The organism is Endozoicomonas sp. 8E (assembly GCF_032883915.1).
Taxonomy (GTDB): Bacteria; Pseudomonadota; Gammaproteobacteria; order Pseudomonadales; family Endozoicomonadaceae; genus Endozoicomonas_A.
This window is the reverse complement of the sequence record NZ_CP120717.1, coordinates 6,926,146-6,951,015: the sequence shown is the minus strand read 5'-3', so window position 1 is coordinate 6,951,015 and position 24,870 is coordinate 6,926,146. Positions and strand designations below refer to the sequence as shown.

Sequence of the window (24,870 nt, the reverse complement as noted above, 5' to 3'; positions counted from 1 at the left end):
AATGTACAGATGAACCCAGCCGTAGTCAGCGATTTGCTCCCACCGCATCAAAAAGAGCCTGTATTATGTTGTCTCGGTTCTCTTGCAATGTGACCAGATTTTGGTACTGGTCGGAGTTTTGCACAAACTTCAATGATCTGCGCCGCCTGGCGGCAAGAATCTTACTGTCAATATCCAGCGCCGCCCCTTGTGGATTTTGGCCATGATGACGGATGATATCGCTGGCGACAATGAAAGTACCGGTCCGGCCTACCCCGGCGTTACAATTGACCACCATCGGATTATCCGCCCGCTCCAGCACTGCCGGGTGTTTTCTCAACATTTCGGCCATAATCGTGATGGCTGCCAGCCTTACCGGATGGTTGGCTGTTCCGTCAATCCAGCCCATCTCATTGATGCGAAAGTGCGGTTTGCCATTAATTACCAGCTGGTCGATCCTCAGCTTCATGTCTGGCACATCAATTGAACCGACCAGGCCTACTGATACGGAAGGCAATGTCTCCATGCCTGTTGTCGTGTTGATTTGCAGAGCAGAAACGGTTCTTGACTGATTAATGTCGGCAGGTCCAATACGGATGTTATCAGGCCTGTTGAGTTCGCTCTCTGTGACCAGGGCAACGGATACGGCCGTATCGTTTACTGCCAGCAGCTGCAGGAAACGGTCATGGGTTCTGTTGACTGCTCCCTGTGCAGCAATGAAATTACCGTGGTGCATTTCGATGTAATTGGCGTGGTATGCCTGACCAGGTATCGCGCAGAAGGCCTGGTGACAGCCTATATTGCTGGATTTGGGGACGGCATAATCCCGGAAGTTCGTGGCACTGGTCCTGGCACAGGCCCCACCATTGAGATTTTGTTCAAAGGGAACATCTCTGGATCTTTTGCTCAGATCCCGGAAACGTTTGGAGACCTCTGCAGAACGGGACCGGGAGGCATCGGTAAATAAATGCGTATCCGGTCCAAGGGCCTTCAGAATGCCTTGCAGAGCTTCGGCAATGGCAGGCAGTTCAGCGCTGTTCCCGGTGATGGCTGTCTGGATGGGCTGTGTTGTGACGGATTGACGGGCATCACTGGCTGACAGGCGCTGTGAACCAGGCAGAAGTGATGCAATCCGGCCCGGTGAGTCTGCTGTTTGCCGAAGCGGCGTAATATTACGCTGAGTTAATCGCAAGGGGTTGAAGTTTCGGTAAAGTGCAGTTGTCAGGCAAAGAAGCCCACCAGCGGCAAAAACCGTGGCGGGTGCGACAGCACCGGTCGCCATCCCTGCAAGGGTCAAACCCGTGCCGACCAGCACGACTGTACAGGTTCGGATTTTACGCCAGGGCACCCTGGCAATTATTCCGTTGCTATTATCGGGCTGGGCAACTGGGTTATGGCGATAAACACCGGTTGTTGCTGCAGTTGTCGCGGTTGTTGGTATCATGCTATTGATCCATGAAAGTCAGGTACTTCCGAAGCCAAAAAAGCAACAGCGCCAAAGAGGCATAACGACCAACTATGAGGATGCCGTTTGCTAAAGCTAAACCAGCCAAAGAATCGGCAACCGCACCAAGCCCGCAAATACCTCCAAACGGTAAACCCAACTTTCAACTTCGTCACCTGAACAATTACCGGAAAGATGAACGCACAGCAGCCAGCCTGACGGCATCGAGCGCCATATTTGTGAGTAATCCGGAGGCAACGCCGGCCCCATTCGTAGCTCTGCTAGCTCTGAAAACAGAAGGCATGGCGCTGTCAAACACGTCATCGCCTGATGAACCGGACGAAGAACTATCATCAGAATCGGACTGAACAGCGGCCCTCCCCGGCTGAGACTGAACAGGATTGCAAGAGCCATAACTATTGCCTGTGTCTGATGAAGACACTGTCAATAGTCGCCCCTGAGACGGTTGCAGCTCACCGGAAAAGGTGTCCATCCTGATATAGTTGGCGACCTCTCGCTCCCGAATATCAGTGCCCTTGAAGTCATTGCCAGCAGCATAAAGGCAGCTAATACCAGCGCCAATAATAGCGCCAACAGGACCGCCGAGGTAGGCACCAACGGGCTTGAAACCGGCTACACAATAACAACACAGAGCTGAGGCACCACCACTCAACACGGTAGCGCCGCCAACCGGTAAAACCCATTTTGAAACAACGCCATCCGGACACTTAAAAGTAGAATCCGATGCTCTGTCAGCCGTCAGTTGTGGCTGTCTTGTCACCGGTGGGAACCCAGGATTTGCTCCATTCATATTTCTTTTCTCCTCAGAAAATAAGTTATTTACACCCCAGGATTTTCCATTGCATTAATGCTGGCTGTACCCGGTGGATTAATTCTGAGACTGAATCATGCTGCAAAAGTTCCTCCAGAATTGCCACAATTCAGGCTAGAGGCTCTTGTAAGGGCTAACAGGGATGTTACTAAGAAGCCTTCGCAAGAAGGGTTAAGCCCACTAATGGCGAAGTAATGAATTGGCTGCGCTGGAAAAACTTCGAGGTCTTAAAGGACAAACGTGAACTTTAATGTCCGTTGCCTGTCCAAGGATCAAGGTTAATGTGAACTTTAATGTCCGTTGCCTTTTCTTAACTTTTAATTCCCATGGAGGAAATATTATGACTTACGGAGTAACCACAACAACCAGCCCTGCAACTAGTGCTGTATTTCAACCGTCGCAGAATAGCGCGCCAGAGTCCAAGGCCAAAACGGGCACTGTACAGTCTGTTCCTCATGCAGTCTTTAGCAATGCTGGATTCGTGCATGATGTTGACACTGTACCGTTTATTCCACGTGCAGAACATTCGAAAACAGTCACAAGCCTGTCAGACCGGAAGGCAGAAAATCTTTTGCTGGCTCTGCATAGCAATAAAACAAAAGCCGATAGTGTCAGTGATTCCGAAATCACTGACGCAGATTGGGCTCTTGCGAAAGGTCTCGTAGAGGCAAAGATGCAGTATCGAAGAGAGGCTGATCAATTGGCTAAGGCTCTGGAAAACCATTATCTGCATAGCAATAAAACAAAAGCCGATAGTGTCAGTGATTCCGAAGTCACTGACTCAGAGTGGGCTCTTGCGAAAGGTCTCGTAGAGGCAAAGATGCAGTATCGAAGAGGGGCTGATCAATTGGCTGAGGCTCTGGAAAACCATTATAGATCTTCTCTAGCGTAAGCCACCTAATCCACCGTCTCTGACGGTGCGACTCAAAAGAACTCTGACGAAACCATCGTACAGGGTGCAAATATGGCCTCCTCTGGACCACAAGTTCTTTAAGGAGGCCGTTATCGAGACTGGCAAAGCAAATCCGGATTGATTCAGCGAGTAATATTCTGACTGACATCTCAATGCACTCACCTGCGCTCTCACCGGGCAACCTGCCTCCTGGTTTCGCCTGACACTGCTTTAAGATTGGTTCTTAAAAAACTCGCACCGAAATTCCCCGGTCTCATCGACAACGTGAAATATGAACTTTTATACCCCTTTGCCTGTCTAAGTATTTAGGTGGACAAGAATTTTAATGTCCATTGCCCATTCTTAACTATTCATGGAGGATTCATTATGACTTACGGAGTAACCACAACAACCAGTCCTGCAGCTAGTACGGTATTTCAACCGTCGCAGAATAGCGCATCAGAGTCCAAGACCAAAACGGTTACTGTTGTAACGTCTATACCACGTGCAGATCATTCGGAAACGGGCAAAAGCCTCAAAGCAGACCGGGCAGCATCTCTCTTCGAGGCTGACACTATGCTGCAGGAGATATGCTTAACAATGGAAGTCAGTCAGGATGATGCAACTCTGGTGCAAAGTCTTATTGATCCAAGTCATGTGGAAAATGATGTCGCGACTAAAGCTCATTCGCGCTCTACGCAAAGCAATAGGCCGATCGGGCTGTAGCCCAAGTTTACCAACAGGCAGACATAGACAAGGAGCTTAGTAAGAATGGTTGGGCTCGCTACTAAGGCTACTCAAAGAACCAAACCCTGGTAAACCCGCCTCTGGCGGTGCGACTCGAAAGAACTCTGGCGAAACCATCGTGCAGGGTAAAAAATGGCCTCCCATGAACCACAAGTTCTTTAAGGAGGCCATATTCGAGACTGACAGAGCCAAACCCGGATTGATTCAGCTAATGATATTCACACGGCAGCAAACTGCTATAGGCTCTTATCAGGCAGCCTGGCTAGAGGTTTCGCCTAACACTTCTATAAGATTGGTTCTTGACAGCTCGCCCTGGAATTCTCCGGTTTCATCGACAACGGGCAGTGGATAGTCTGTTTCCAGAGTATCCGGGATGACAGTTTCGAGAATGGCGTCCGGAGAGACAGCCTCCAGTTCTTCCACCATCTCTTCTCCAAGGGTATCACCGGCATGGGTCTGGGCCGCTTGTTCGAGGGTGTCCTGTAAGACGATGCCCTGATAGCCCTGTTCATTGAAGTAGTAGCCGTACCTTTTAGGAAGCTTTTTCATCTGTTCCAAGGCTTCGCCAATGGTGTTGGCGGTGATGCGGTTAACCGGTGGCTGCATCACCGTTTCAACCGTCAGGGCTCTGGCACGGTTAACGTCTTTAACGAACGCTTCAACGTAATCAGTGGCCGGATTGAGCAAAATGTCTTCCGGCTTACCCATTTGTACCAGTTCACCGTCTTTGAGTATGGCGATACGATCGCCCAGACGGAGGGCTTCATCGAGATCGTGGGTGATGAACAGGATGGTTTTCTTTAGCTTTTCCTGGAGTTCGATCAGCTGATCCTGCATTTCACTGCGAATCAGTGGATCAAGGGCAGAAAACGCTTCGTCCATCAGGAGAATTTCAGCATCGGTGCAGAGCGCTCTGGCCAGTCCAACCCGCTGTTGCTGACCCCCGGAAAGCTGGGCAGGGAACTGGTCTTCGTAGCCTTTCAGGCCTACTGTTTCCAGCCACTGTTGCGCTTTTTTCAGGCGCTCGGCCTTGCTGAGACCCTGTACTTTCAGGCCATAACTGACGTTATCGATGACTGAGCGATGGGGCAAAAGGCCAAAGCGCTGGAAGACCATAGACATTTTCTGTCGCCTGAACTGTTCCAGCTCTCTTTTTCCCAGTTTCATGACATTGATACCATCGACAATAATGTCTCCCTCGGTGGGTTCGATCAGTCGATTGAAGTGCCGAATCAGGGTGGATTTGCCAGAACCGGACAAGCCCATGATGACGAAGATCTCTTCCCGCTTGATGCTCAGGTTGATAGCTTTGAGACCCAGACCATGTTGGGTCTGTTCCAGTAACTCGCTCTTGCCCAGACCTGACTTGACCTGTGTCAAAGCTCGCTCAGGCGTCTTACCGAAAATCTTGTAAAGATTGCGTACGCAGATCAGCTCAGACATGGGAGCCCTCACGGTATTGTTGGCTTCGTTTTGCCCAGGCCTGGGATACCCGGTCAAACATAATGGCGAGGGCAACAATGGCCAGACCATTCAAGAGTCCCAGGGTAAAATACTGGTTGGTAATGGATTTGAGAACGGGCTGTCCCAGTCCTTTTACGCCGATCATGGATGCGATAACAACCATCGCCAGAGCCATCATGATGGTCTGGTTGATGCCCGCCATTATATTGGGCATGGCCAGTGGTAGCTGAACACCTGTCAGACGTTGTAAGGGGCTGGCACCAAAAGCAGCGGCCGCTTCCAGAGCTTCTCTATCCACCAGACGTATACCCAGATTAGTCAGGCGAATCACCGGCGGAATGGCATAAATAATGACGGCGATCAGACCCGGAATTTTGCCAATGCCCAGCAGCATCACCACAGGAATGAGATAGACAAAGGCAGGCATGGTCTGCATAACATCCAGTATGGGCGTGATAGTGTTCTGAATCCGATCAGAGCGAGCCATCAGTATGCCGATGGGTATGCCCAGCAGGATGGCAAGCACCGTGCAGACGGTAATCATACTGAGGGTCCGCATGGTGTCTTCCCACATGCCAAAATAACCGATGGCCAGCAGTGAAACGGCTATGATTCCGGACAGTTTCCAGGAGCGACTGGCGGCATAGGAGAGGCCGGTAATAACAGCCAGGACCAGCCACCAGGGCGAATTCAGCAGTAACTGCTCAAATCCGGACAGGAAACTCAACAGAGGATCAAAGAAAGCCTCTATTGAGTCGCCATAAGTGCGTGAAAATTCCCGGTAGGCACCGTCCAGCGTTTTTCTGATCGAAATAAGGTCGCTGCGATCCATTTCCGGAAACTCAGTCAGCCAGGATTTTTCAGACATAGTGGTTTCCCTTAGAGGCTGGACAGAGCTTTCTTCACTTTTTGGGCCACGGGGTTGGAAACCCAGGACTGCCAGATTTGCGGGTAATTTTTCAGGAAATGCTCCATGGCTATTTCACCGTCAGCCTGATTGTCCTCCATCCAGGCCAGTAGCCTGTTCATGTCGGCATTGGTGAAGGCGCGTTTGCCAATGTACTGGAAAGCTTCAGGAGACTGGCTGGCGAAAGACTCCGTGGTCACTGAGTGAACGGCTGAAGGTGGGTACATAGTCACCTTTGGAGATTCGCAGTCCTGATTGCTGGTACACGTCATGAATTCTTTTTTATCAACACCACTGCCGAAATCAACCTTGACCATTTCATATTTGCCAAGAATGGCTGTGGGTGCCCAGTAGTAACCAAACCAGGCTTCATTGCGCTCATAGGCTTTTGCCAGTGAACCGGACAGACCTGCCCCAGAGCCGGGATCGATCAGTTCAAAACCTTTGTCTTCCAGATTCATCGCACGAAACAGGTTGCTGGCGGAAATCTGGCAGTTCCAGCCAGCTGGACAACCATAGAAAGCACTCAGCTCGGAGTCCTCCGGGTGCTCGAACAATGAAGCCTGCTTCATGATGCCATCAATAGTGGCCAGGGATGGGTCTTTATCCACCAGGTATTTGGGAACCCAGAAGCCTTCTTCGCCACCATCAGACAGTGAGACACCAGCGAAGCGCAAACGCTTTTCTGATACCCCTTTGTCCAGAACTTCTTTAACACCGTTACTCCAAAGTTCGGGAGCAATGTCCGGTTCACCTTTTTCAACCATGGAGGTGCTGGTAGGCATTGTATCGCCGGGCACCAGTTCGGCATCGCAGCCAAAGCCGTGGGTGAGAATGAACTGGTCGACGTGAGCCATCAGGGAGGCTGAGTTCCAGTTCATGTCGGCGATGGAAACTTTTCCACAGGAAGAGGCAGAAACTGCTGTGCTGGATAACGAAAGGAGTGCCGCAGCACTCAGGGTTTTGACGGTTTTTTGCATTCAGTTGCACCTGTCATTGTTATTGTTGGCTGCTTTAGTAACCGGGATTTTGACGATGAATTTCAGGCGTACAGGTTACACCTCTAATAATAAGAGTTCAAACTAAATGGCCTTCAGGAAGTCAGTATGCCAACATCCAGAACCGGGGCGGCATCAATACTTTCTGCATCCATCATAATGGCTACCCGTTGCAGAGCAGAGAGAAGCTGGGTTTTTTCCCAGTCTTCCAGAGACTCAAAGCGCTCAATGAATTTTTCATGGAGCAATGGCGGGGTGGTCTTGAGAACGCCTCGTCCTTCGGTGGTCAGCCGGGCATTAACAATGCGTTTGTCTTTAGTGCTTCTGACTCTTTCGACATATTGGCGATCTTCCAGGCGGTTGAGGATAGTCGTAACCGTGGCCTGGCTCAGTGATACATCCTGGGAGATTCTTTTGACTGTTACATCACCCAGGGTTTCTATTGCTCTGAGCACCATCACCTGAGGGATGGTCAACCCGCATACTTTGATCATTCGCTTCGAATGCAGGTCTGTGGCCCGGATGATTTGTCGCAAAGCAACAAGAACATCGTTCCAATAGCAGGATTCTGACATAGTGATCTCTTGGTCTGTTCAGATGTTTGACCCAACTATGTTCCACAAATGGATCAGAAAAACAAATATAATTTGATCACTAAATATTAGACGTATAATATTTTCGGCCCCTCGCCTGGAATTGTTAAATATTGATGTAGTCTCAAAGACCTCACTTAAACGACTTCAGTCAATCAATGGCATAGGAAGCACCAATGTCAGTTACGAGGCCATTGTTGCCTCTGATGTGGGACAAACAATACGGTAATCAGTTCTGCTTCGACGGTATAGATGATCTTTAAAGGGTTGTCTGGGATAACCAGTTCTCTTGTGCCGTGTACTTTGCCGATTTTACCCTTGAGAGGGTTGTCTTTAAGGCTCTCAACTCGTTCCCACGCTCTGAGGGTGTCTCAAAACCTCTGGTTGTATAAATTACTCATAAAGGCTTACTCCGTTCACTGGATACCAGTCTTCAGACATCATTTGGTCAAAAGACCAAGGGCAGGTGTCGGGAAAGCTGCTGTTATCCAGTTTTGGGTATTTTGGCGGCATGTGACGATTCATTTCCCGAATGGCTCCTTTTTTCCCAGCAGGATACGACTCACTTAAAACATCTTCCACCCGTTGTTTCAGGCTATGATTTTTTATGATTAATCGACTAATCGCATCCTTGGCGTTATCGATAGCATCCATCCAACCTTTAATGACTCTTTCAGAGGCTACCGAATCCCTCAGAACGGATGTTTGATAATCCATTTTAAGTAAATGAAGTATGAGATTAATCAGATAGTTCTCCAACTGTCGAACATCTTGCTTAATACCCAACTCCAAATCCTCCAACAGATTCTCAAGGTCTAATTGTTCAAAGTTATGATTTCTCAGCAGAGTGACTTGCTGAGTCAGCCATTGATGATAATCAGTGTGATATAAGCTATTCATCTTTTTACCTTAACTGGATACCTTTAAAAAAATACCTCCGTTGCCCTACCGCTGTAGGCAAATAACAAAAGGGAATCAAAATGAATTACCAAAGCACAGATGCCTTTGCCGAGGGCTTTGCCCGTGGTTTTGGGCTGGTCAATTCGGCCATTGATGCCAAAGAGAACCGTCAGTATCGCAAACAAATGATGGGGATGCAGAAAGATTTGCATGATCGCAGGATTCGGAAAGAGGGCATGATTCTTTGGCTGTCCTGTCATTGACCTTCCTCAGGGGGTCACCCCATAAGTTCATGCCCATGCCACGCGCACCAAAAAATAAGCACAGGGAACTTAATGGATAGACATTGATCCAATAACGTAAGTTATTTGAAAAACAGAGAGAAGAGTAAGAGATATGAACGGAATCAAACCGCCCAGCAGCCCAGATAGCCAGTCAGCACTTTATCAAAAGCCGACCGACAATTGCCCTGTCTGTCTCGAAACTTTTGCCGGAAAGAAAGTCATGGTTCTCAAACAATGCAAACATATGTTTCACAAAGACTGCCTGGAGCCCTGGCTATCGAAAAATTCAACCTGCCCGTCTTGCAGAACCTTTCTAGTGACCAGGGACTTAGAACTATGGCAAGGCATGGGGGCCGGATATCATGCCCAAGCCTTGGCCTTTTTATCGAGACCTTCTGCTTCGACCCGTGAGAATGGAAACTCCTCTACAGACAGGCAGAGATTGGACCGGCAGGCTAGAGCCATAGCATCGAGCTATATGGCTATGCGGGGTGAGACAGACAGGCAGGAGTCAGCGATTTCAGCTTTAAGTAATCTAATGCTCTGATTCCGTTGCCTTTGCAGGGACTTTAACATCATTACCTGCTGCCAGAGCAAGCGTTCTGCCCGGAGAGTCGGTCAGTTCCATCACAGCTGATTAAAAGAAATCAGCGAGGGATTCCCATTAGAATGCACGTCTGTGCTCGGATGATTTTTCGCAAAAAAAACAAGAATATCGTCCCAATAACAGGATTAAGGCTCAGTGATCTCTTGGTCTGTTCAGATGTTTGCTTCGACCGGTTTCCATAAATAGGTCAGAAAAACAAACATGATTTGACCACTGAATATCAGACCTGTAGTATTTCCGCCCCTCTCGCCTGAAATTGTTTAATGTTGAGGTATTCTCAACGCCTTCACTTAAACAACTTCACCTGAACAGCTTCAGTCAATCAACCTGACTTTGGGAGCCACTCGTCTTTATGTCTGACCTTTCAGAATCACGTCACAGTCTCAACTTGCCCGTCTTTATCGGTGCAGCCAGTATCATTCTTTTGATAGTGCTTTCTACGGCTCTGTTTCCGAAGCAGGCCGAGCTTTATTCCACCCTCCTCCAAACCGGCATAATGACCAACGCCAGCTGGTTTTATGTGACGGCAGTCGCCATTATCCTTATTGGTGTTGCTATTGTCGGCCTCTCCCGCTACGGCGACATTAAGTTAGGCCCTGACCACTCCGAGCCGGACTTCAGCTTCAGCTCCTGGTTTGCCATGTTGTTTTCAGCCGGTATGGGGATTGGCCTGATGTTCTTTGGCGTGGCGGAACCCGTCATGCACTTTCTCACACCCCCTGTGGGCGATCCTGCGTCCATTGAGTCCGCCCGGGAATCCATGAGAATTACCTTTTTTCACTGGGGGTTTCATGCTTGGGCCATCTACGCCATTGTTGCTCTGATTCTGGCGTTCTTTGGCTATCGTCATAACTTGCCGTTAACTCTGCGTTCAGCGCTTTACCCGATTGTGGGTGATCGTATTCACGGTGTTATTGGCCATATTATTGATATCTTTGCCATTCTGGGTACCACCTTTGGTGTGGCTACAGCCCTGGGTTATGGTGTGCTTCAGGTCAACTCGGGCCTGAATTACCTGTTTGATATTGATGTAAGCACCCATGTTCAGGTGGTTTTGATCGTAGTGATTACCGCTCTGGCAACGCTCTCTGTTGCTTCAGGGCTTGACAAAGGGATTCGTCGCCTATCCGAGATCAATCTGCTGTTGGCACTGCTGCTGATGGCCATGGTCATCATTCTCGGGCCTACTATCCTGCTGTTGCAGATACTGGTGCAGAACATCGGTAGTTATCTGTCCGATATCGTCGACAAAACATTTAATCTCTATGCCTATGAACCGACCGACTGGATGGGTGGCTGGACTCTGTTTTACTGGGCATGGTGGTTGTCCTGGTCGCCTTTTGTCGGCATGTTCATTGCCCGTATCTCCAGAGGCAGAACCATTCGCGAGTTTATCTGTGGTGTACTGTTTGTCCCTGCCTGTCTGACCTTTATCTGGATGACCGTATTCGGAAACACTTCCATTGATCTGATCATGAATCACGGTGCGACAGATCTGGCTGACATTGTTCAGGTCGATGTTTCTCTGGCGCTCTTCAAGTTTCTGGAGTACTTCCCGGCCACTGAATTTCTGTCAGGAATCGCCATTATCATGGTGGTGGTATTCTTTGTAACCTCTTCCGATTCCAGTGCGATGGTGATTGATATGCTGGCTTCCTCGGGTGAAGGGAAAACACCGGTCTGGCAGCGAGTATTCTGGTCTACCCTGATTGGTCTTGTTGCACTGGTGCTGATGCTTGCCGGAGGGCTCAAGGCGCTCCAGACAGCCACTATTGCCACGGCTTTGCCATTCTCGGTGGTATTGTTGGTTTCCGGTTATGGATTGTTAAAAGCGCTGGCGCTGGATGCCGCCAAGAAAGAAAGTCTGACCCAAACCACCCTGGCACCGAGCCATGCCAATGTTTCTATTCCATGGCAGACTCGATTGCAGAATATTACCCACTTCCCGGAGCGCAAAAGTGTCAGGGTCTTCATGAGAAGTGTGGTGCTGCCAGCAATGAAGTCCCTGTCCAGAGAGTTGGAAGAGCAGGGAGTGGAAACCGGAATAGATTTTGATCGCAACAAAAGCATTGTCTCTCTCAATGTTTTTCATGGTGAGGAACAGGACTTTCTCTACAAGGTCAGCCCTCGTTCCTATGTTCAACCCAGCTTTGTCATTGATGACGAGGAAGAGAGCAAGTATTACCGGGCAGAAGTCTTCCTGAGGGAAGGTGGTCAGGATTACGACATTATGGGCTGGACCCGGGAACAGGTCATTGGCGATATTATTGATCAGTACGAGAAACATATGCACTTCCTGCATATGGTTCGCTGATTCAACGGCGCCCTGATGGAAAGTTGTCGTTTGGCAGGCTTTCCATCAGGGCGTATTTTCCTGCAGTAGCTATTCGCTTGACCATTTCAGCGGCAAGCCTGAGGTAGATTTTTCAGAATTTTCTGATCATGAGTGATCAGTGGAATGTTCTGTGCCTGTGCATCAGCGCAAATGAGACGATCAAAAGGATCCCTTGTCCAGGACAGCAGAGTGCCCTCGTCCACAAGCCTCGACATGGGAGTTTTCGACAGAGTCAGACCAATTTCGGTATAAAGAAATTGGATGATATTAGCTGGCGTCTCGGCAATTCGGCCGATTTCATTCAGGTATTGAAGCTCAAACCTTGCCATTTCCGGTAGCACGATATCATTATTGTCCAGCATGACTTTGACTTTGGGAGAGAGTTTTCGGACTTGCCTGGAATGTAAAAAGACGGCTATATGAGTATCAATTAAAACCATTCTCGGGCTCCCAGTTAAACACTGATTCACTCTCCAGCCCGACCTCATTGCCAATGATTATGGATTGCTCGCCCATACTTTCCAGCCTGTCAAGCTTAGAGCCTTTATTCGAAAGGCTGATCGTCAAGCTGACACCACCACGATCAACGGCCACGGGTTGTCCTGTTCTGATGATCTCATCAAAGATGGCGTAGATGTTTTTCCTGAGATTGGTCAGGTTAATGGGCTCTTGTCTATTTTGCTGATTTGCCATGCTGTGCCTGCTTTTTTTTGAATATGTACGCTTTATTTTAGTTGCGTACGCATAAAAGTAAATGCTTCATTTATTGATAGCTTATTGACAGGCGTTTGGAGGAAGCCATTTCTCATCCCGGATAGTCTTCCAACACTCAATAGGTCAATGGATGGAGCTAATTATTGGATTAACAACCAAAAGTTAATGAGATTCGTCTTTATTCAGTCAGGTCAGTACTGCATGGACAGGAATGAGGAAATCAGGTTCAGGGTTTTTCTTTGTATTAAAGATTTGAACGCTGATTTTCCAGAGCTTATGGTATTTGGCTGTCCTGTAATTGTTTGCTTTTAGGCCCTGTGGGTCGCGGCGTGGGAACCCATACTTATCTCGAGCTGCAGAGTCCGCTTTTCAGGGGAGGTATGCATTCCCACGCAGAGTCAGGGTGTCGCAAAACTCTCTCCAGCGTGCGAACGCGTTGACTCCCTTCATTCCCGACTTCACTCTCGTCATTCCCGACTTCACTCTCGTCATTCCCGGCTTCACTCTCGTCATTCCCGGCTTCACTCTCGTCATTCTCGGCTTCACTCTCGTCATTCTCGGCTTCACTCTCGTCATTCCCGCGAAGGCGGGAATCCACACTGACTCTCCACCAGAACCATACTGCCCGGTGCCCCCCCTGTCATCCCCGAGAAGGCAGAGATCCACCGTTAGCGCTGAATTCCCGCCTTCTCGGGAATGACGACCTCAGAGCATGGGAACGAGCTGTTGGAGTTTTGCGACACCCTCAGAGTGAGGGAACGAGTTGCTGGACTTTTGCGACAGCCTCTTTAGCGGGGGGATGCAAGTAACGAATCCGCAAGGATTCGCTATGCACAATACCTGAAGTCAATCAGAGTTGTTTTTCTAGCACTTAACCTTTTGCATCCCTTCTTGATTGTTGTGCTGGTTATTATTGTTTTACCTTCTATCGTACCGCCGCAATAGTCAAACCCGACTATACTCTGTCCACCCAAACAATAACCTACGGTAAAAACAATGCTTCACAAACCTTTGTATGCCGCTTTGCTGGAAGCCGGTGTGTCCGATGAAAAAGCAAAAGCAGGGGCGCAAATGGACTGGCTCATTACAGAGAGCCGACTGGACAGAATAGAAAAAAATCTGTCAATCGTCGGCAGCGACACTGCCGCACTGAAAGACGGGCAGAAAAAACTGAACTCCAGAATGGACAAGCTGGAAACCAAAGTAGACAAGCTGGAAACCAAAGTAGACAGGCTGGAAGACGGGCAGAAAAAACTGGACTCCAGAATGGACAAACTGGAACGCAGTCAGGAAATACTCGTCAGTGATCATAAAAAAATAGTAACCAAGCTGGAGGACCACGACGTAAAACTGGAACTAATACTCGACTGCGTAAGAAACATCATGGACAACAATTAACAGGGCAATGGATGGAACTAATTATTGAATTAACAGTCAAATGTTAATGAGATTCGTCTTTATTCAGTCAGATCGGTACTGCAAGGACAGGAATGAGGAAATCAGCTTCAGGGTTTTTCTTTGTATTAAAGATCTGAACGCTGATTTTCCAGAACTTATGGTATCTGGCTGTCCTGTAATTGTTCCAACATACGCCCACAATGGAGGTAGGCAAAATGGATTTTTATCAGTTAAAAGGTTTGACTCAACAGCTGCATGAATTGAAGATGGTGCAACCCAATGGCTTTTCAACAGAAGCAGAAGATGGCTCCATCCAATACCTCGGCAGACAGGTAAAGCGACAGGATGGCACCACCGCACAGTCAGAGAAAACTGCTCGAAAAAGACCGACAAATACAACAGACGACCCTTTACTGCCCGGTAAACTTCGTAAAATAATGCCAGAAACTGAAGTTTTACCTATCAAAAATGAGCAGTTAATGTCAGAGGGATTCTTCATTGCTACCGGGAGTAGACCGCCGTCTGAACGGCAGGTTAATCTTGAGACACAACCCTTTGATTCAAGAGCTGAAGCTATACAGATGGCCGCCAGGAATCTGGTGAGTCAATTTCAATTTGAGGCAATAGAAAAGTCACCAACCACTGAAGTGCAATGTGCCGTTTTCCTTGAGTGCCTGAAACTTGATGTTGAGAAGACGCTGATAAGGCTAAACAAAACAACATCTTTAAATGGGGCTCAAAAGCTCCTGGTTATGTTGGCAGCTGAAGAAGAGAAGAAACAACAGAATAAACGTCCACTTCTTGAGTGCTACTGGATACTTGCGAGGATTCCGTTATCCATCGGATTTGAGAAAGCAAAGAACCTGTTTCAGCGTCTACCTGATATGCCTTCTCTGCCAGAGGTGGACAATGTCATTAATGAGCAGTTGACAGCATTAAGCCCTGATAAAATGTTCAGGGACAGACTTTTGGAGGTCAGACAAACCCTTAAATCGGAAAACAACGAACTTTCCAGACAGCTGTTGGGTGAAGTTGAAAATATTGAGAAAAAATTTATCTCAAGAGTTGGATGGAACGGTCGTTTATCAGACGCTGATGATTATATCGATTCTCAAATCTATGCAAGAAGATTATTGTATCTCTATGCAGCCTGTTCCGGCTTTTCACAGCAGGCTGATATTGCTGAGTTAATGTCGTACATTAGATCTGTTCTTTATATCATAGAGCCAAATAACGAAGTTCCAGATAGCATCTGGCATATAGCTAAAGAGCTGGCCTATTTGTCGAAACAACCCGGCTCCATCGATTATTGCCACTATATTAGTACCCTGGCCCATTGTTTGAAAACACCGGCACCTGTCGCCTTACAGTTTAAAGAGCTCAAACAGCTCAGTGATATCAGAGGGTTCGCTTTACTTGAAAGCAAACCGCTGGACCAGTATCTAACCGTACTGAGAGCAAACATTGATAAGATAGCCCCGGAATATTCGCGGGTATTACTCGATGCAGTTGACGATCTGGAAAAAGAATGTGCTGGTATATCACTACCTGAAGGCAAGCCCGATATCAAAGCGAAAGTGCATCGACTCTTAATGATCATTGCTGCCTGCAAATCATCCAAAGAAATAATGGCTACTTCAGTATTGGAACACTTTGTCAGGGCCATCATGGAACATGGCAATAAAAAAAATATTCCCTATCTGATTGCCGGGCTGGCCCGTCTGGTTCAGAGCACCCCGAAAATACAGAAAATACTGGGTGAGCCCGGAATCAAGGGCGGAGAGCATTTGCGAATGGTGCCGCTGCAATGGCTGGCATTTGTACCCGATGTACTCTCAGAAGATGACATTGAGGAACTCTGTAAATCTTTGCAAGCCTCCAGCGGCAGCAGGCGAAAGATGAAAGATGGCAAGGTTTTCCATCAGTGGCTGTCTACCCTGGAGCAGGTATTGGCCAGCGAGGTTATGAATAAGTCCATGGTAATGCTGGTTCTGAAAAAGCTTACCCAAAGTCTGACTTATGAAAAACTGGGCTGGCTTTATATGGTTTTCAGCATGGGAGACAGGTTTAATCAATTTCTGGACATCATGGGCTTCAGCTGTCAGAAGGAAGGATTACCATTGTTGATCGCAGAAAAGGGGGCTGACGCTTTGGTGGGCGTCAATAAAGGGTTCTCACAATGGCTGATGAAACAACGACATCACCATCTCCTGCCTTTTTACATGGCATCAATGATAGAAGAGGGGAATGCAGCAGTTATAAACCTGACCCATCAGTTTATAGAGACCAGCGTTAACAATACCTTTATTCAGAGCAGGCAGTCACCGTTGCACAATCCACACCTGCAGGCCATTTACGAGAAATACCCTCGATTCGAAGCAGGTTGGGGAGCGAACTTCAGTGGCTTCAGCGAGGAAACCCGAAACAAACTCTTGTCCTCGGGAGAAACCCTGAGGCTGACAGAAAACCCCTGGGATCTTTTTATCAGTGGGCTTGAAGTTAAAAGCTGTCTATCACCCGACGGCATGCAGTGTCATAGAAGTGGACTGATGAGCTATGTGATGGATGGACGCAATGCCATGATTGTCATAAAGAACCAAAAAGGAAATATTCTCAGCAGAAGTGTGATTCGCATGGTGCTGGATCAGGAAGATCGCCCTGCGTTATTGCTTGAGAAGGGCTATCCCGATCAGAGTAATTTATTGTTCATTGATGCCGCAAGGGACATTGCTGGCGAGATGGGCCTGCCCCTTTACCACTACGTGGATGCTAAAACAGGTAAAAAAGGTATGATAAAACTTCTGGAAGGGAGAGCGCCTTTCGATTATTTTGACGCTTTTCCTTTATTAAAGGAGAGACAGAAACTTACGATTACCGACGTACAACGTGATGTAAGGTAGTCATAACGGATGCCACAGCATAAGTCCACTGTGCCACGGAAGTAAATAGATCTCTGTTCTATCCACACATTTAGGCCACTATCCGGGTAATGTGCCAATAAAGAATCTGAACTTCACCCTGGCAATGGATGGAACTAATGACTGGATTAACCGTCAAATAGAGTATTATTCGGTTTGATCCAATCAGACCGGTACCATAAGAGCAGCTCACAATGGAGGTAGGCAAATTGGATTCTTATCGGTCAAATGATTTGGGTCAACAGCTGCGTGATTTGAACACGCAGCCACCTGTTGGCTTCTCAGAAGAAGCAGTAGATGACTCTGTTCAGTACCTGGGCAGGCAGGTAAAGCGACAGGATGGCACCACCGAACGGTCAGAGAAAACTGCTCAAAAAAGACCGGCAAATGCAACAGACGACCCTTTACTGCCCAGTAAAATCCTTAAAAAAATACCAGAAAATGAAGTTCAACCCGTCAAAAATGAGCCGTTACTGTCAGAGGAAATCTTCAAGACTGCCAGAAGTAAACGGCTATCTGAACGGCAGGTTAATCTTGAGATACAAACCTTTGATTCAAAAGCTGAAGCTATACAGATGGCCGCCAGGAATCTGGTGGCTCAGTTTCAATGGGAAGCAATAGAAAAGTCACCGACCAATGAAGTGCAATGTGCCGTTTTTCTTGAGTGCCTGAAACTTGATGTCAGGAAAACGGTATTAAAGCTGAATAAAACAAAAACTTTAAACGGGGCTGAAAAACTCCGGATTATGTTGGCTGCTGAAGAAGAGCATAAAGGACAACTTGATGAGGTTTATTGGACATTGCTGAGAATTCCTTTATCCATCGGATTTGAGAAGGCAAAGAATTTGTTTCAATGTCTTCCTGATTCGCCTTCTCTGTCAGAGGAGGACAATGTAATTAATGAACAGTTGACAGCATTAGACCCTAAAATAAAGGTCAGGGACAGACTTCTGGAGATCAGGCAAATCCTGACATCCGAAAACAACGAGCTTTCCAGAGAATTATTGAGTGAAGTTGACAATATTGAAAAAAAATATATCCCAAGAGTTGGATGCAATGGCAATTTATCAGACTCTGATGGTTATTTCGCTTTCAAAATCTATACAAGAAGATGGCTGTATCTCTATGCAGCCTGTTCCGGTTTTTCACAGCAGGCTGATATTGTTGAGTTAATGTCGTACATTAGAACTGTTCTCTATACCACCGAGCCAAATATCAACCGTCAAACTAACATCTGGCATATTGCTAAAGAGCTGGCCTATTTGTCAAAACAACCCGGCTCTATCGATTATTGCCGCTATATTGGTGCCCTGGCCAATAGTTTGAAAGCACCGGCACCTGTTGCCTTGCAGTTTAAAAAGCTCGAACAACTCAGTGATATCAATGGGTTTGTTTTACTTGAAAGTAAACCGCTGGACAGGTATCTAACTGTACTCAGAGCAAACATTGATAAAATGGCCCCGGAATATTCGCAGGTATTGCTTGATGCAGTTGACGACCTGGAAAAAGAATGTGCTGGTATATCACTACCTGAAGGCAAGCCCGATATCAAAGCGAAAGTGCATCGACTTTTAATGATCATTGCCGCCTGCAAATCATCCAAAGAAATAATGGCTACTTCAGTATTGGTTCATTTTGTCAGGGCCATCATGGAACATGGCAATAAAAAAAATATTCCTTATCTGATCGCTGGGCTGGCCCGTCTGGTTCAGAGTACCCCGAAAATACAGAAAATACTCGGTAAGCCCGGAATCATTGGCGGAGCGCATTTGCGACTGGCACCGCTGCAATGGCTGGCATTTGTACCCGATAGACTCTCAGAAGATGACATCGAGGAACTCTGTCAATCTTTGCAAGCTCCCAGCGCCAGCAAGAGCAGGCGTCGGATGAAAGATGGCAAGATTTTCCACCAGTGGCTGTCTACCCTTGAGCAGATGTTGGCCAGCGAGGTTATGAATAAGGCCATGGTAATGCCGATCCTGAAAAAGCTTACCCAAAGTCTGACTTATGAAAAACTGGGCTGGCTTTACATGGCATTCAAGATAGGAGACAGCTTTACTGCATTTCTGGACAGCATGGGCTTGAGCTGTCAGAAGGTAAGATTACCATTGCTGATCGCAGAAAAAGGGGCTGACGCTTTTGTGGGAGTTAATGAGGAGGTCCCACAATGGCTGATGAAACAACGACATCACCATCTCCTGCCTTTTTACATGGCATCAATGATAGAACAGGGGAATGCAGAAGTTATAGACCTTACCCATCAGTTTATAGAGACCAGTGTTAACAATACGTTTATTCAGGGCCGACTGTCACCGCTGAACAATAAACACCTGCAGGCCGTTTACAAGAAATACCCCCGATTCGAAGCAGGTTGGGGAGCGAACTTCAGTGGCTTCAGCGAGGAAACCCGAAAAAAACTCTTGTCCCCCGGAGAAACCCTGATGCTGACAGAAGACCCCTGGGATCTTTTTATCAGTGGGCTTGAAGTCAAAAGCTGTTTATCACCCGACGGCTCGGAGGATTTTAGGAGTGGGCTCATGAGCTATGTGATGGATGGACGCAATGCCATGATTGTCATAAAGAACCAAAAAGGAAATATCCTCAGCAGAAGTGTAATTCGCATGGTGCTGGATCAGGATGATCGCCCTGCGTTATTGCTTGAAAAAGGCTATCCCGATGAGAGTAATTTATTGTTCATCGATGCCGCACGGGACATTGCTGAGGAAATGGACCTGCCTCTTTACCACTGCGTGGATGTTGAAACAGGTGAAAAAGATACAATAAAACTTCTGGAAGGGAGAGCTCCTTTTGATTATTTTGACGAGTTCCCTTTTTTAATGGAGAGACAGAAACTGACGATTACCGACGTACAACGTGATGTAAGGTAATCATAACGGATGCTTGCAGGCTCCTCAGGTGTCAACCGCTATTCCCACAACCACTGCCCGTATCACTCACCATCTGGACCGTCATCGCCGCCATAGCTACCGAAATGGTAGGAATGACCAGAGCTACTATCTGGTTCCTTTTCTTTCACCTTGTATGCAGGCACCCGCCTGGCACCACGTCTCACGAGCTCTTCGAGGATATAGCGGTTTTGACGGACTTCACTGTAGTAGTGAGCATAAGTGTATGCCGTCCACCGAGAGGGGGGGCCCGGTAGGGAGGTGGTGGTGAAAGCATTAATATTTTCTACAGCATCCGGGGTGTTAAGAAGGGTTGTCATGGTACGGGTGTTACCGTTTTTTGCTGCCAGCATCAGGAGCGTTTTACCTGCCTGTGTCTTACAGTTAAGATTAAAAAGTCGCCGCCCGGCAGAATCTTTCAAATTCACCAGATACTTCGTCGCTGTGTCCTGGTCACGATAGTTCATCACTACATCTATCATCAGCTTGGAACCTATCTGTTCTTGTTTTAATGCGCTGACCAGATGAGGAATTTTTTCCAACAACTGATTGCAAAATGACCAACAATTTCTCAACACTGCATGTTGAAAGGCATAAACGGCAAGTAACTTTGCCTGACCGTCTGCCATGTTAATCTGAGCTTCAGGCTGATTTTCGAGGGCTTTTAAAGTAAGTTCCCTCTGTTGCTCATCGGTAATCTTGTAATTCCCCCAGGCGCTAAAAATCAGCTCCAACAAATGATAGTCAGATTTGTTTTGTTGATGCACAGTGGCTTTTTCCTCAAGCAGTAAACTAACCATTGACCAATGATTCGCCTTGGCGGCTGCAATTATTGGCGTGTTGCCACTTTTAGGGCTTTGATGGTTGATATCAACACCGGCCTTTCGTAACAGACTTTCAAGGGCTACCAGATTATTGGCAACGGCTTTTCTGTAGAGCCTTTGACCGGATTCCGTCCGGGCAAAACAGTGAAGCAGCTGTTCAACTCGTTGCGCTTGACCGCTCACCGAACTCGCAGGCGAAAAATGATGGGTTGAGTTTTTGAAGAAATTATCAACTGCTTTTGTTATCAATCCATTCAGCTTGCGCTTCTGGAAAAAACCAGGACTTTTGCCAGAACGACCATCGGGCTTAATTTCCGGGCAGAGAGCTTTTTGAAGCAGTATCGTTTCCAGCAGTGCTTTAGCTTTATAACTGTGAGATCCTTTTCGTTCTCCGGTCTGCTGTAATCTATCGCCATGCAAAACTGAGGGGTCCGATAATGATAATTCTTCGAGCTGTTCGCGCAATCTACTGTCAGACTCTGAATGGAATGGTGAACCATTGACGGGTTCAGCTTTGTCTCTGTTAGCTGTTGCACAGCTGGTGTATTCCATTGCATTTGCGAACCGGGAGGGCATATTCCTGCGTTCAGTGGCCATTCGATCAGCAAGTGTAACTGCTGCCGAATAATCCTGATGGTAAGAAGGATGCCCTCCAACGACTGTCGGTGAGTTGCCAAAGCTGCCAGCGTCGACGCAGGTGCTGGCACGACCCTTAAAATTACCCGGTTGATTACATTCACTGATTGCACCGGAGACTGGGCTAAACAAACTATCGAGTTCTGAGTTTTTGGCTGGTCGCATTATTCGTTTCTCCCTTCCTTATTAATTGCATTAATTTTATTGATCATCAGATTTTGACTCGAAAATGCATCAAGAAGTTCCCTGATTCAGTTCGATTTAAATTGAGGACAAAAGGTTCTGCTGTTAACCGCGCGGTATTTTCATTGTGCAGAGATTCAGGTCCTTCCAGATAAGAGGGTGTCGCAAAACTCTCTCCAACGTGCGAACGAGTTGACTCTCGTCATTCCCGACTTCATTCTCGTCATTCCCGCGAAGGCGGGAATCCACACTGACTCACCACCAGAACCCTACTGCCCGGTGCCCCCCTGGCCTTGTCATCCCCGAGAAGGCAGAGATCCACCGTTGGCGCTGGATTCCCGCCTTCGCGGGAATGACGACCTCAGAGCATGGGAACGAGCTATTGGAGTTTTGCGACACCCTCATAAGTGCGGGTGCTTTTCCACAGAGCCTCTGGTGGGAAAAGCAAAGATTTCGGTAATCTCCTGACTTTTATAGCTTCGGGTATGGCTTCGGGTATAGCTTCGGGGGTTGCGCCAACGCTTAACCTGAACACAGCCCGACAATGGATGGAACTAGTTATTAGCAAAAATGTCTAAATTGTTATGAGTTTCAACTCAATCGTCTTATATCTCCGCCTGCCCGGCTCGATTGGGCGATGCTTTACGACGAGTTAGGTAATTTTTTGCGCGCATGCCCACACAGGAGGTCGGTAAAATGGATTTTTACCCGTTAAATGGTTTAACTCAACGGCTGCATGAATCGAACATGGAGTCACCCATTGGCTTTTCGGCAGAAGCAGAAGATGACTCCATTCAGAACCCTTACAAGCGGGTAAGGTTGCAAGATGGCGTCAACGTACTGTCAGAGGAAATCGTCAATTCTGCCGGGACTAAACAGCTATCTGAACGGCAGGTTAATCTTCAACCTGATCCTGAGAAACAGCGCTCTGATTCAAAAGCTGAAGCTGTAAGGATGGCCGCCAGGGATCTGGTGGATAAATTTCAATATGAGGCAATAGAAAAGTCACCCACCACTGAGGTGCAATGTGCCGTTTTTCTTGAGTGCCTGAAACTTAGTGTTGTGGAGACGTTAAAAAAGTTATCCAAAACACATTCTTTAAGTGGGGCAGACAGACTACGGATTATGTTGGCTGCTGAACAAGAGGCCAAATGTGCCCTTCCAGGCGTCTATTGGGAACGTGCTCGGATTCCTGTGTCCATTGGATTAGAGAAGGCAAAGAACCTGTTTCAAAGTCTTCCTGATACGCCTTCTCTGTCAAAGGAAGACAATGTAATTAATATACAATTGACAGCATTAGATCCTGATAAAATGGTCAAGGACAGGCTTCTTGAAATCAGGCAAATCCTTAAATTGGAAAACAACGAACTTTCCAGACAGCTGTTGAGTGAAGTTGACAATATTGAAAAAGAATTTATGCCGAGAGTTGGAGAGAATGGACATTTATCAGTCGATCGTGATGATAGAGATTTCAAGCTCTGTACAACAAGATTCCTGTACCTGTATGCAGCCTGTTCCGGTTTTTCACAGAAGGCTGATATTGCTGAATTAACGTCTTACATTAGATCTGTCCTGTATACCACTTATTCAGGTGGCATCTGGCATATTGCTAAAGAGCTGGCCTATTTGTCGAAACAACCGGGCTCAATCGATTATTGTCGTTATATTGGTGCCGTGGCAAATAGTTTGAAAACACCTGCACCGGTTGTCTCAAAGTTTGAAGAGCTCCAACAACTCAGTGATATCAATGGGTTTGTTTTACTTGAAAGCAAACCTCTGGACAACTACCTAGACGTACTCAGAGCAAACATTGATAAAATGACCCCGGAGTATTCACAGGTATTGCGGACTGCAGTTGACGATCTGGAAAGCAATTTGACTGCCAGATCACCACTTGAAGACAGGCAAGATATCAAAGTGAAAGTGCATCGACTTTTGGTGATCATTGCCGCTTGCAAATCATCCAAAGAAATAATGGATACTTCAGTATTGGAACACTTTGTCGGGGCCATCATAGAACATGGCAACACAAAAAATATTCCCTATCTGATCAGTGGGCTGGCCCGCCTGGTTCAGAGTACCCCGAAAATACAGCAAATACTGGGCAAGCCCGGAATCAATGGTGGACCGCATTTGCGAATGGCGCCGCTGCAATGGCTGGCATTTGTGCCCGATAGACTCTCGGAAGATGACATCGAGGAACTCTGTCAATCTTTGCAAGCTCCCAGCGTCAGCAAGAGCAGACGACAGATGAAAGATGGCAAGGTTTTCCATCAGTGGCTGGCTACCCTTGAGCAGGCATTGACCAGCAAGGCTATGAATAAGGCAATGTTAATGCCGGTCCTGAAAAAGCTCACCCAAAGTGTGACTTACGAAAAATTGTGTTGGCTTTATATGATATTCAAGATGGGAGACAGGTTTAATCAATTTTTGCACAGCATGGGCTTCAGCTGTCAGAAGGAAGGACTACCATTGTTGATCGCCGAAAAAGGGGGGAGTGTTTTAGAGGGAGAAAATAAGGAACTCTCACAATGGCTGATGAAACAACGACATTATCATCTCCTGCCTTTTTACATGGTGTCAATGATAGAGTACGGGTTTACAGAAATTACAGACCTTATCCATAAGTTTATAGAGACCAGTGTTAACAATACTTTTATTGAGAACAGGCAGTCACCGCTGAACAATCCACATTTGCAGGCTGTTTACAAGGAATACCCCCAATTCCAGACAGGTTGGGGGGCGAACTTCAGTGACTTCAGCGAGGAAACCCGAAACAAGCTGTTGTCCCCGAAAGAAACCCTGAAGCTCTCAGAAGACCCCTGGGATCTTTTTATCAGTGGACTTGAAGTTCACACCTGTCTATCACCGGATGGCGTTCAGGAATATAGCTGTGCGCTGATGAGCTATTTGATGGATGGACGTAATGCCATGATTATTAGAAAGAGCAGCAAAGGAAATATCCTTGGCAGAAGTATTATTCGCATGGTGTTGGATCAGGATGATCGCCCTGCATTATTTCTTGAGAAGGGCTACCCCGAAAAGAATAATTTATGGTTCATTGATGCCGCACGGGACATTGCTGACGAGATGGAGCTACCTCTTTACCACTGCGTGGACGCTAAAAGAGGTGAAAAAGCTGAAGCAGGTGAAGCAGTGAAACTTTTGGAAGGAAGGGCTCCTTACGATTATTTTGACTCCATCAATGAGGTAAAGGTGAGACAGGCAGTGACGTTTAGCAATGTACGACGTGATGTAAGGTAGCCAGATGCTTGTCCAGTGAATATGCCTACCGTACCGGTGAGGTAA

General features: G+C 47.2%; 21 protein-coding genes and 1 pseudogene. 11 read left to right on the top strand and 11 right to left on the bottom strand.

Features of this window, described 5'->3' with window-relative positions:
• Positions 1-25 precede the first annotated feature (25 nt).
• Entirely contained in the window at positions 26-1,423 is a 1,398-nt protein-coding gene (locus P6910_RS24755) for a protein-tyrosine phosphatase family protein (RefSeq protein WP_317143899.1), read from the bottom strand.
• 184 nt (positions 1,424-1,607) lie between these two features.
• On the bottom strand, positions 1,608-2,234 hold the full coding sequence (locus tag P6910_RS24750; protein WP_317143898.1) for a hypothetical protein: 627 nt from the start codon (positions 2,232-2,234) through the stop codon (positions 1,608-1,610).
• 361 nt (positions 2,235-2,595) lie between these two features.
• On the opposite strand from P6910_RS24750, the gene P6910_RS24745 reads away from it, so the two are divergent.
• Both P6910_RS24745 and P6910_RS24740 read left to right on the top strand, forming a co-directional pair.
• Entirely contained in the window at positions 2,596-3,147 is a 552-nt protein-coding gene (locus tag P6910_RS24745) for a hypothetical protein (protein WP_317143897.1), read from the top strand.
• A gap of 387 nt (positions 3,148-3,534) precedes the next feature.
• Entirely contained in the window at positions 3,535-3,873 is a 339-nt protein-coding gene (locus P6910_RS24740; protein WP_317143896.1) for a hypothetical protein, read from the top strand.
• Positions 3,874-4,143: 270 nt separating this feature from the next.
• Here the strand turns inward: P6910_RS24740 and P6910_RS24735 are convergent, their stop codons facing one another.
• The 6 genes and pseudogenes from P6910_RS24735 to P6910_RS24715 form a co-directional block, all read right to left on the bottom strand.
• Positions 4,144-5,337 carry a glycine betaine/L-proline ABC transporter ATP-binding protein gene (locus P6910_RS24735; protein WP_317143895.1) on the bottom strand — a complete coding sequence of 398 codons (1,194 nt, stop codon included), beginning with the start codon at positions 5,335-5,337 and terminating at the stop codon, positions 4,144-4,146.
• Complete coding sequence (locus P6910_RS24730; protein WP_317143894.1) at positions 5,330-6,226, bottom strand: proline/glycine betaine ABC transporter permease; 897 nt, start codon at positions 6,224-6,226, stop codon at positions 5,330-5,332. The genes P6910_RS24735 and P6910_RS24730 overlap by 8 nt, the downstream gene beginning before the upstream one ends.
• 11 nt (positions 6,227-6,237) lie before the next feature.
• Positions 6,238-7,245, bottom strand: coding sequence for an ABC transporter substrate-binding protein (locus tag P6910_RS24725; RefSeq protein ID WP_317143893.1), 1,008 nt, complete (start codon positions 7,243-7,245; stop codon positions 6,238-6,240).
• A gap of 113 nt (positions 7,246-7,358) precedes the next feature.
• A complete protein-coding gene (locus tag P6910_RS24720; RefSeq protein WP_317143892.1) occupies positions 7,359-7,838 on the bottom strand; it encodes a MarR family winged helix-turn-helix transcriptional regulator in 480 nt (159 codons plus the stop codon).
• 197 nt (positions 7,839-8,035) lie between these two features.
• A pseudogene (locus P6910_RS27030) lies at positions 8,036-8,197 on the bottom strand (type II toxin-antitoxin system RelE/ParE family toxin); the annotation flags it as partial.
• A gap of 52 nt (positions 8,198-8,249) precedes the next feature.
• Positions 8,250-8,756, bottom strand: coding sequence for a DUF29 domain-containing protein (locus P6910_RS24715; RefSeq protein WP_317143891.1), 507 nt, complete (start codon positions 8,754-8,756; stop codon positions 8,250-8,252).
• An 80-nt stretch (positions 8,757-8,836) separates the two neighbouring features.
• On the opposite strand from P6910_RS24715, the gene P6910_RS24710 reads away from it, so the two are divergent.
• From P6910_RS24710 to P6910_RS24705, 3 genes are all read left to right on the top strand, one after another.
• Positions 8,837-9,019, top strand: a complete 183-nt coding sequence (locus P6910_RS24710; protein ID WP_317143890.1) for a hypothetical protein — start codon at positions 8,837-8,839, stop codon at positions 9,017-9,019.
• 133 nt (positions 9,020-9,152) lie between these two features.
• Positions 9,153-9,587: an RING-H2 finger protein gene (locus P6910_RS27025; RefSeq protein ID WP_410493858.1), complete on the top strand. Its 435-nt coding sequence runs from the start codon at positions 9,153-9,155 to the stop codon at positions 9,585-9,587.
• Positions 9,588-9,999: 412 nt separating this feature from the next.
• On the top strand, positions 10,000-11,961 hold the full coding sequence (locus P6910_RS24705; protein ID WP_317143889.1) for a choline BCCT transporter BetT: 1,962 nt from the start codon (positions 10,000-10,002) through the stop codon (positions 11,959-11,961).
• Between the two features lie 86 nt (positions 11,962-12,047).
• Here the strand turns inward: P6910_RS24705 and P6910_RS24700 are convergent, their stop codons facing one another.
• Entirely contained in the window at positions 12,048-12,422 is a 375-nt protein-coding gene (locus tag P6910_RS24700) for a type II toxin-antitoxin system VapC family toxin (RefSeq protein WP_317143888.1), read from the bottom strand.
• Positions 12,409-12,675, bottom strand: a complete 267-nt coding sequence (locus P6910_RS24695; RefSeq protein WP_317143887.1) for a hypothetical protein — start codon at positions 12,673-12,675, stop codon at positions 12,409-12,411. The genes P6910_RS24700 and P6910_RS24695 overlap by 14 nt, the downstream gene beginning before the upstream one ends.
• A gap of 424 nt (positions 12,676-13,099) precedes the next feature.
• On the opposite strand from P6910_RS24695, the gene P6910_RS24690 reads away from it, so the two are divergent.
• The 4 genes from P6910_RS24690 (at position 13,100) to P6910_RS24675 (ending at position 19,900) form a co-directional block, all read left to right on the top strand.
• Positions 13,100-13,396: a hypothetical protein gene (locus tag P6910_RS24690; RefSeq protein WP_317143886.1), complete on the top strand. Its 297-nt coding sequence runs from the start codon at positions 13,100-13,102 to the stop codon at positions 13,394-13,396.
• A gap of 296 nt (positions 13,397-13,692) precedes the next feature.
• Positions 13,693-14,094 (top strand): hypothetical protein, encoded by a 402-nt coding sequence (locus tag P6910_RS24685; protein WP_317143885.1) that lies wholly within the window; start codon positions 13,693-13,695, stop codon positions 14,092-14,094.
• Positions 14,095-14,309: 215 nt separating this feature from the next.
• Positions 14,310-16,994, top strand: coding sequence for a hypothetical protein (locus P6910_RS24680; protein ID WP_317143884.1), 2,685 nt, complete (start codon positions 14,310-14,312; stop codon positions 16,992-16,994).
• 227 nt (positions 16,995-17,221) lie between these two features.
• Entirely contained in the window at positions 17,222-19,900 is a 2,679-nt protein-coding gene (locus P6910_RS24675; RefSeq protein WP_317143883.1) for a hypothetical protein, read from the top strand.
• Positions 19,901-19,962: 62 nt separating this feature from the next.
• Here P6910_RS24675 and P6910_RS24670 read toward each other — a convergent pair whose 3' ends face one another.
• Positions 19,963-21,543 (bottom strand): ankyrin repeat domain-containing protein, encoded by a 1,581-nt coding sequence (locus tag P6910_RS24670; RefSeq protein ID WP_317143882.1) that lies wholly within the window; start codon positions 21,541-21,543, stop codon positions 19,963-19,965.
• 177 nt (positions 21,544-21,720) lie between these two features.
• Between P6910_RS24670 and P6910_RS24665 the strand changes: the two genes are divergently transcribed.
• Together P6910_RS24665 and P6910_RS24660 are read left to right on the top strand one after the other, a co-directional pair.
• The gene (locus P6910_RS24665; protein ID WP_317143881.1) at positions 21,721-22,029 is read left to right on the top strand and encodes a hypothetical protein; all 309 of its coding nucleotides are present in this window, start codon (positions 21,721-21,723) and stop codon (positions 22,027-22,029) included.
• A 228-nt stretch (positions 22,030-22,257) separates the two neighbouring features.
• On the top strand, positions 22,258-24,825 hold the full coding sequence (locus P6910_RS24660; RefSeq protein WP_317143880.1) for a hypothetical protein: 2,568 nt from the start codon (positions 22,258-22,260) through the stop codon (positions 24,823-24,825).
• Positions 24,826-24,870 lie beyond the last annotated feature (45 nt).

Coding starts and splice junctions, on each gene's coding strand:
- P6910_RS24755 (WP_317143899.1), bottom strand. CDS start 1,423: ATGATACCAACAACCGCGACAACTGCAGCAACAACCGGTGTTTATCGC.
- P6910_RS24750 (WP_317143898.1), bottom strand. CDS start 2,234: ATGAATGGAGCAAATCCTGGGTTCCCACCGGTGACAAGACAGCCACAA.
- P6910_RS24745 (WP_317143897.1), top strand. CDS start 2,596: ATGACTTACGGAGTAACCACAACAACCAGCCCTGCAACTAGTGCTGTA.
- P6910_RS24740 (WP_317143896.1), top strand. CDS start 3,535: ATGACTTACGGAGTAACCACAACAACCAGTCCTGCAGCTAGTACGGTA.
- P6910_RS24735 (WP_317143895.1), bottom strand. CDS start 5,337: ATGTCTGAGCTGATCTGCGTACGCAATCTTTACAAGATTTTCGGTAAG.
- P6910_RS24730 (WP_317143894.1), bottom strand. CDS start 6,226: ATGTCTGAAAAATCCTGGCTGACTGAGTTTCCGGAAATGGATCGCAGC.
- P6910_RS24725 (WP_317143893.1), bottom strand. CDS start 7,245: ATGCAAAAAACCGTCAAAACCCTGAGTGCTGCGGCACTCCTTTCGTTA.
- P6910_RS24720 (WP_317143892.1), bottom strand. CDS start 7,838: ATGTCAGAATCCTGCTATTGGAACGATGTTCTTGTTGCTTTGCGACAA.
- P6910_RS24715 (WP_317143891.1), bottom strand. CDS start 8,756: ATGAATAGCTTATATCACACTGATTATCATCAATGGCTGACTCAGCAA.
- P6910_RS24710 (WP_317143890.1), top strand. CDS start 8,837: ATGAATTACCAAAGCACAGATGCCTTTGCCGAGGGCTTTGCCCGTGGT.
- P6910_RS27025 (WP_410493858.1), top strand. CDS start 9,153: ATGAACGGAATCAAACCGCCCAGCAGCCCAGATAGCCAGTCAGCACTT.
- P6910_RS24705 (WP_317143889.1), top strand. CDS start 10,000: ATGTCTGACCTTTCAGAATCACGTCACAGTCTCAACTTGCCCGTCTTT.
- P6910_RS24700 (WP_317143888.1), bottom strand. CDS start 12,422: ATGGTTTTAATTGATACTCATATAGCCGTCTTTTTACATTCCAGGCAA.
- P6910_RS24695 (WP_317143887.1), bottom strand. CDS start 12,675: ATGGCAAATCAGCAAAATAGACAAGAGCCCATTAACCTGACCAATCTC.
- P6910_RS24685 (WP_317143885.1), top strand. CDS start 13,693: ATGCTTCACAAACCTTTGTATGCCGCTTTGCTGGAAGCCGGTGTGTCC.
- P6910_RS24680 (WP_317143884.1), top strand. CDS start 14,310: ATGGATTTTTATCAGTTAAAAGGTTTGACTCAACAGCTGCATGAATTG.
- P6910_RS24670 (WP_317143882.1), bottom strand. CDS start 21,543: ATGCGACCAGCCAAAAACTCAGAACTCGATAGTTTGTTTAGCCCAGTC.
- P6910_RS24660 (WP_317143880.1), top strand. CDS start 22,258: ATGGATTTTTACCCGTTAAATGGTTTAACTCAACGGCTGCATGAATCG.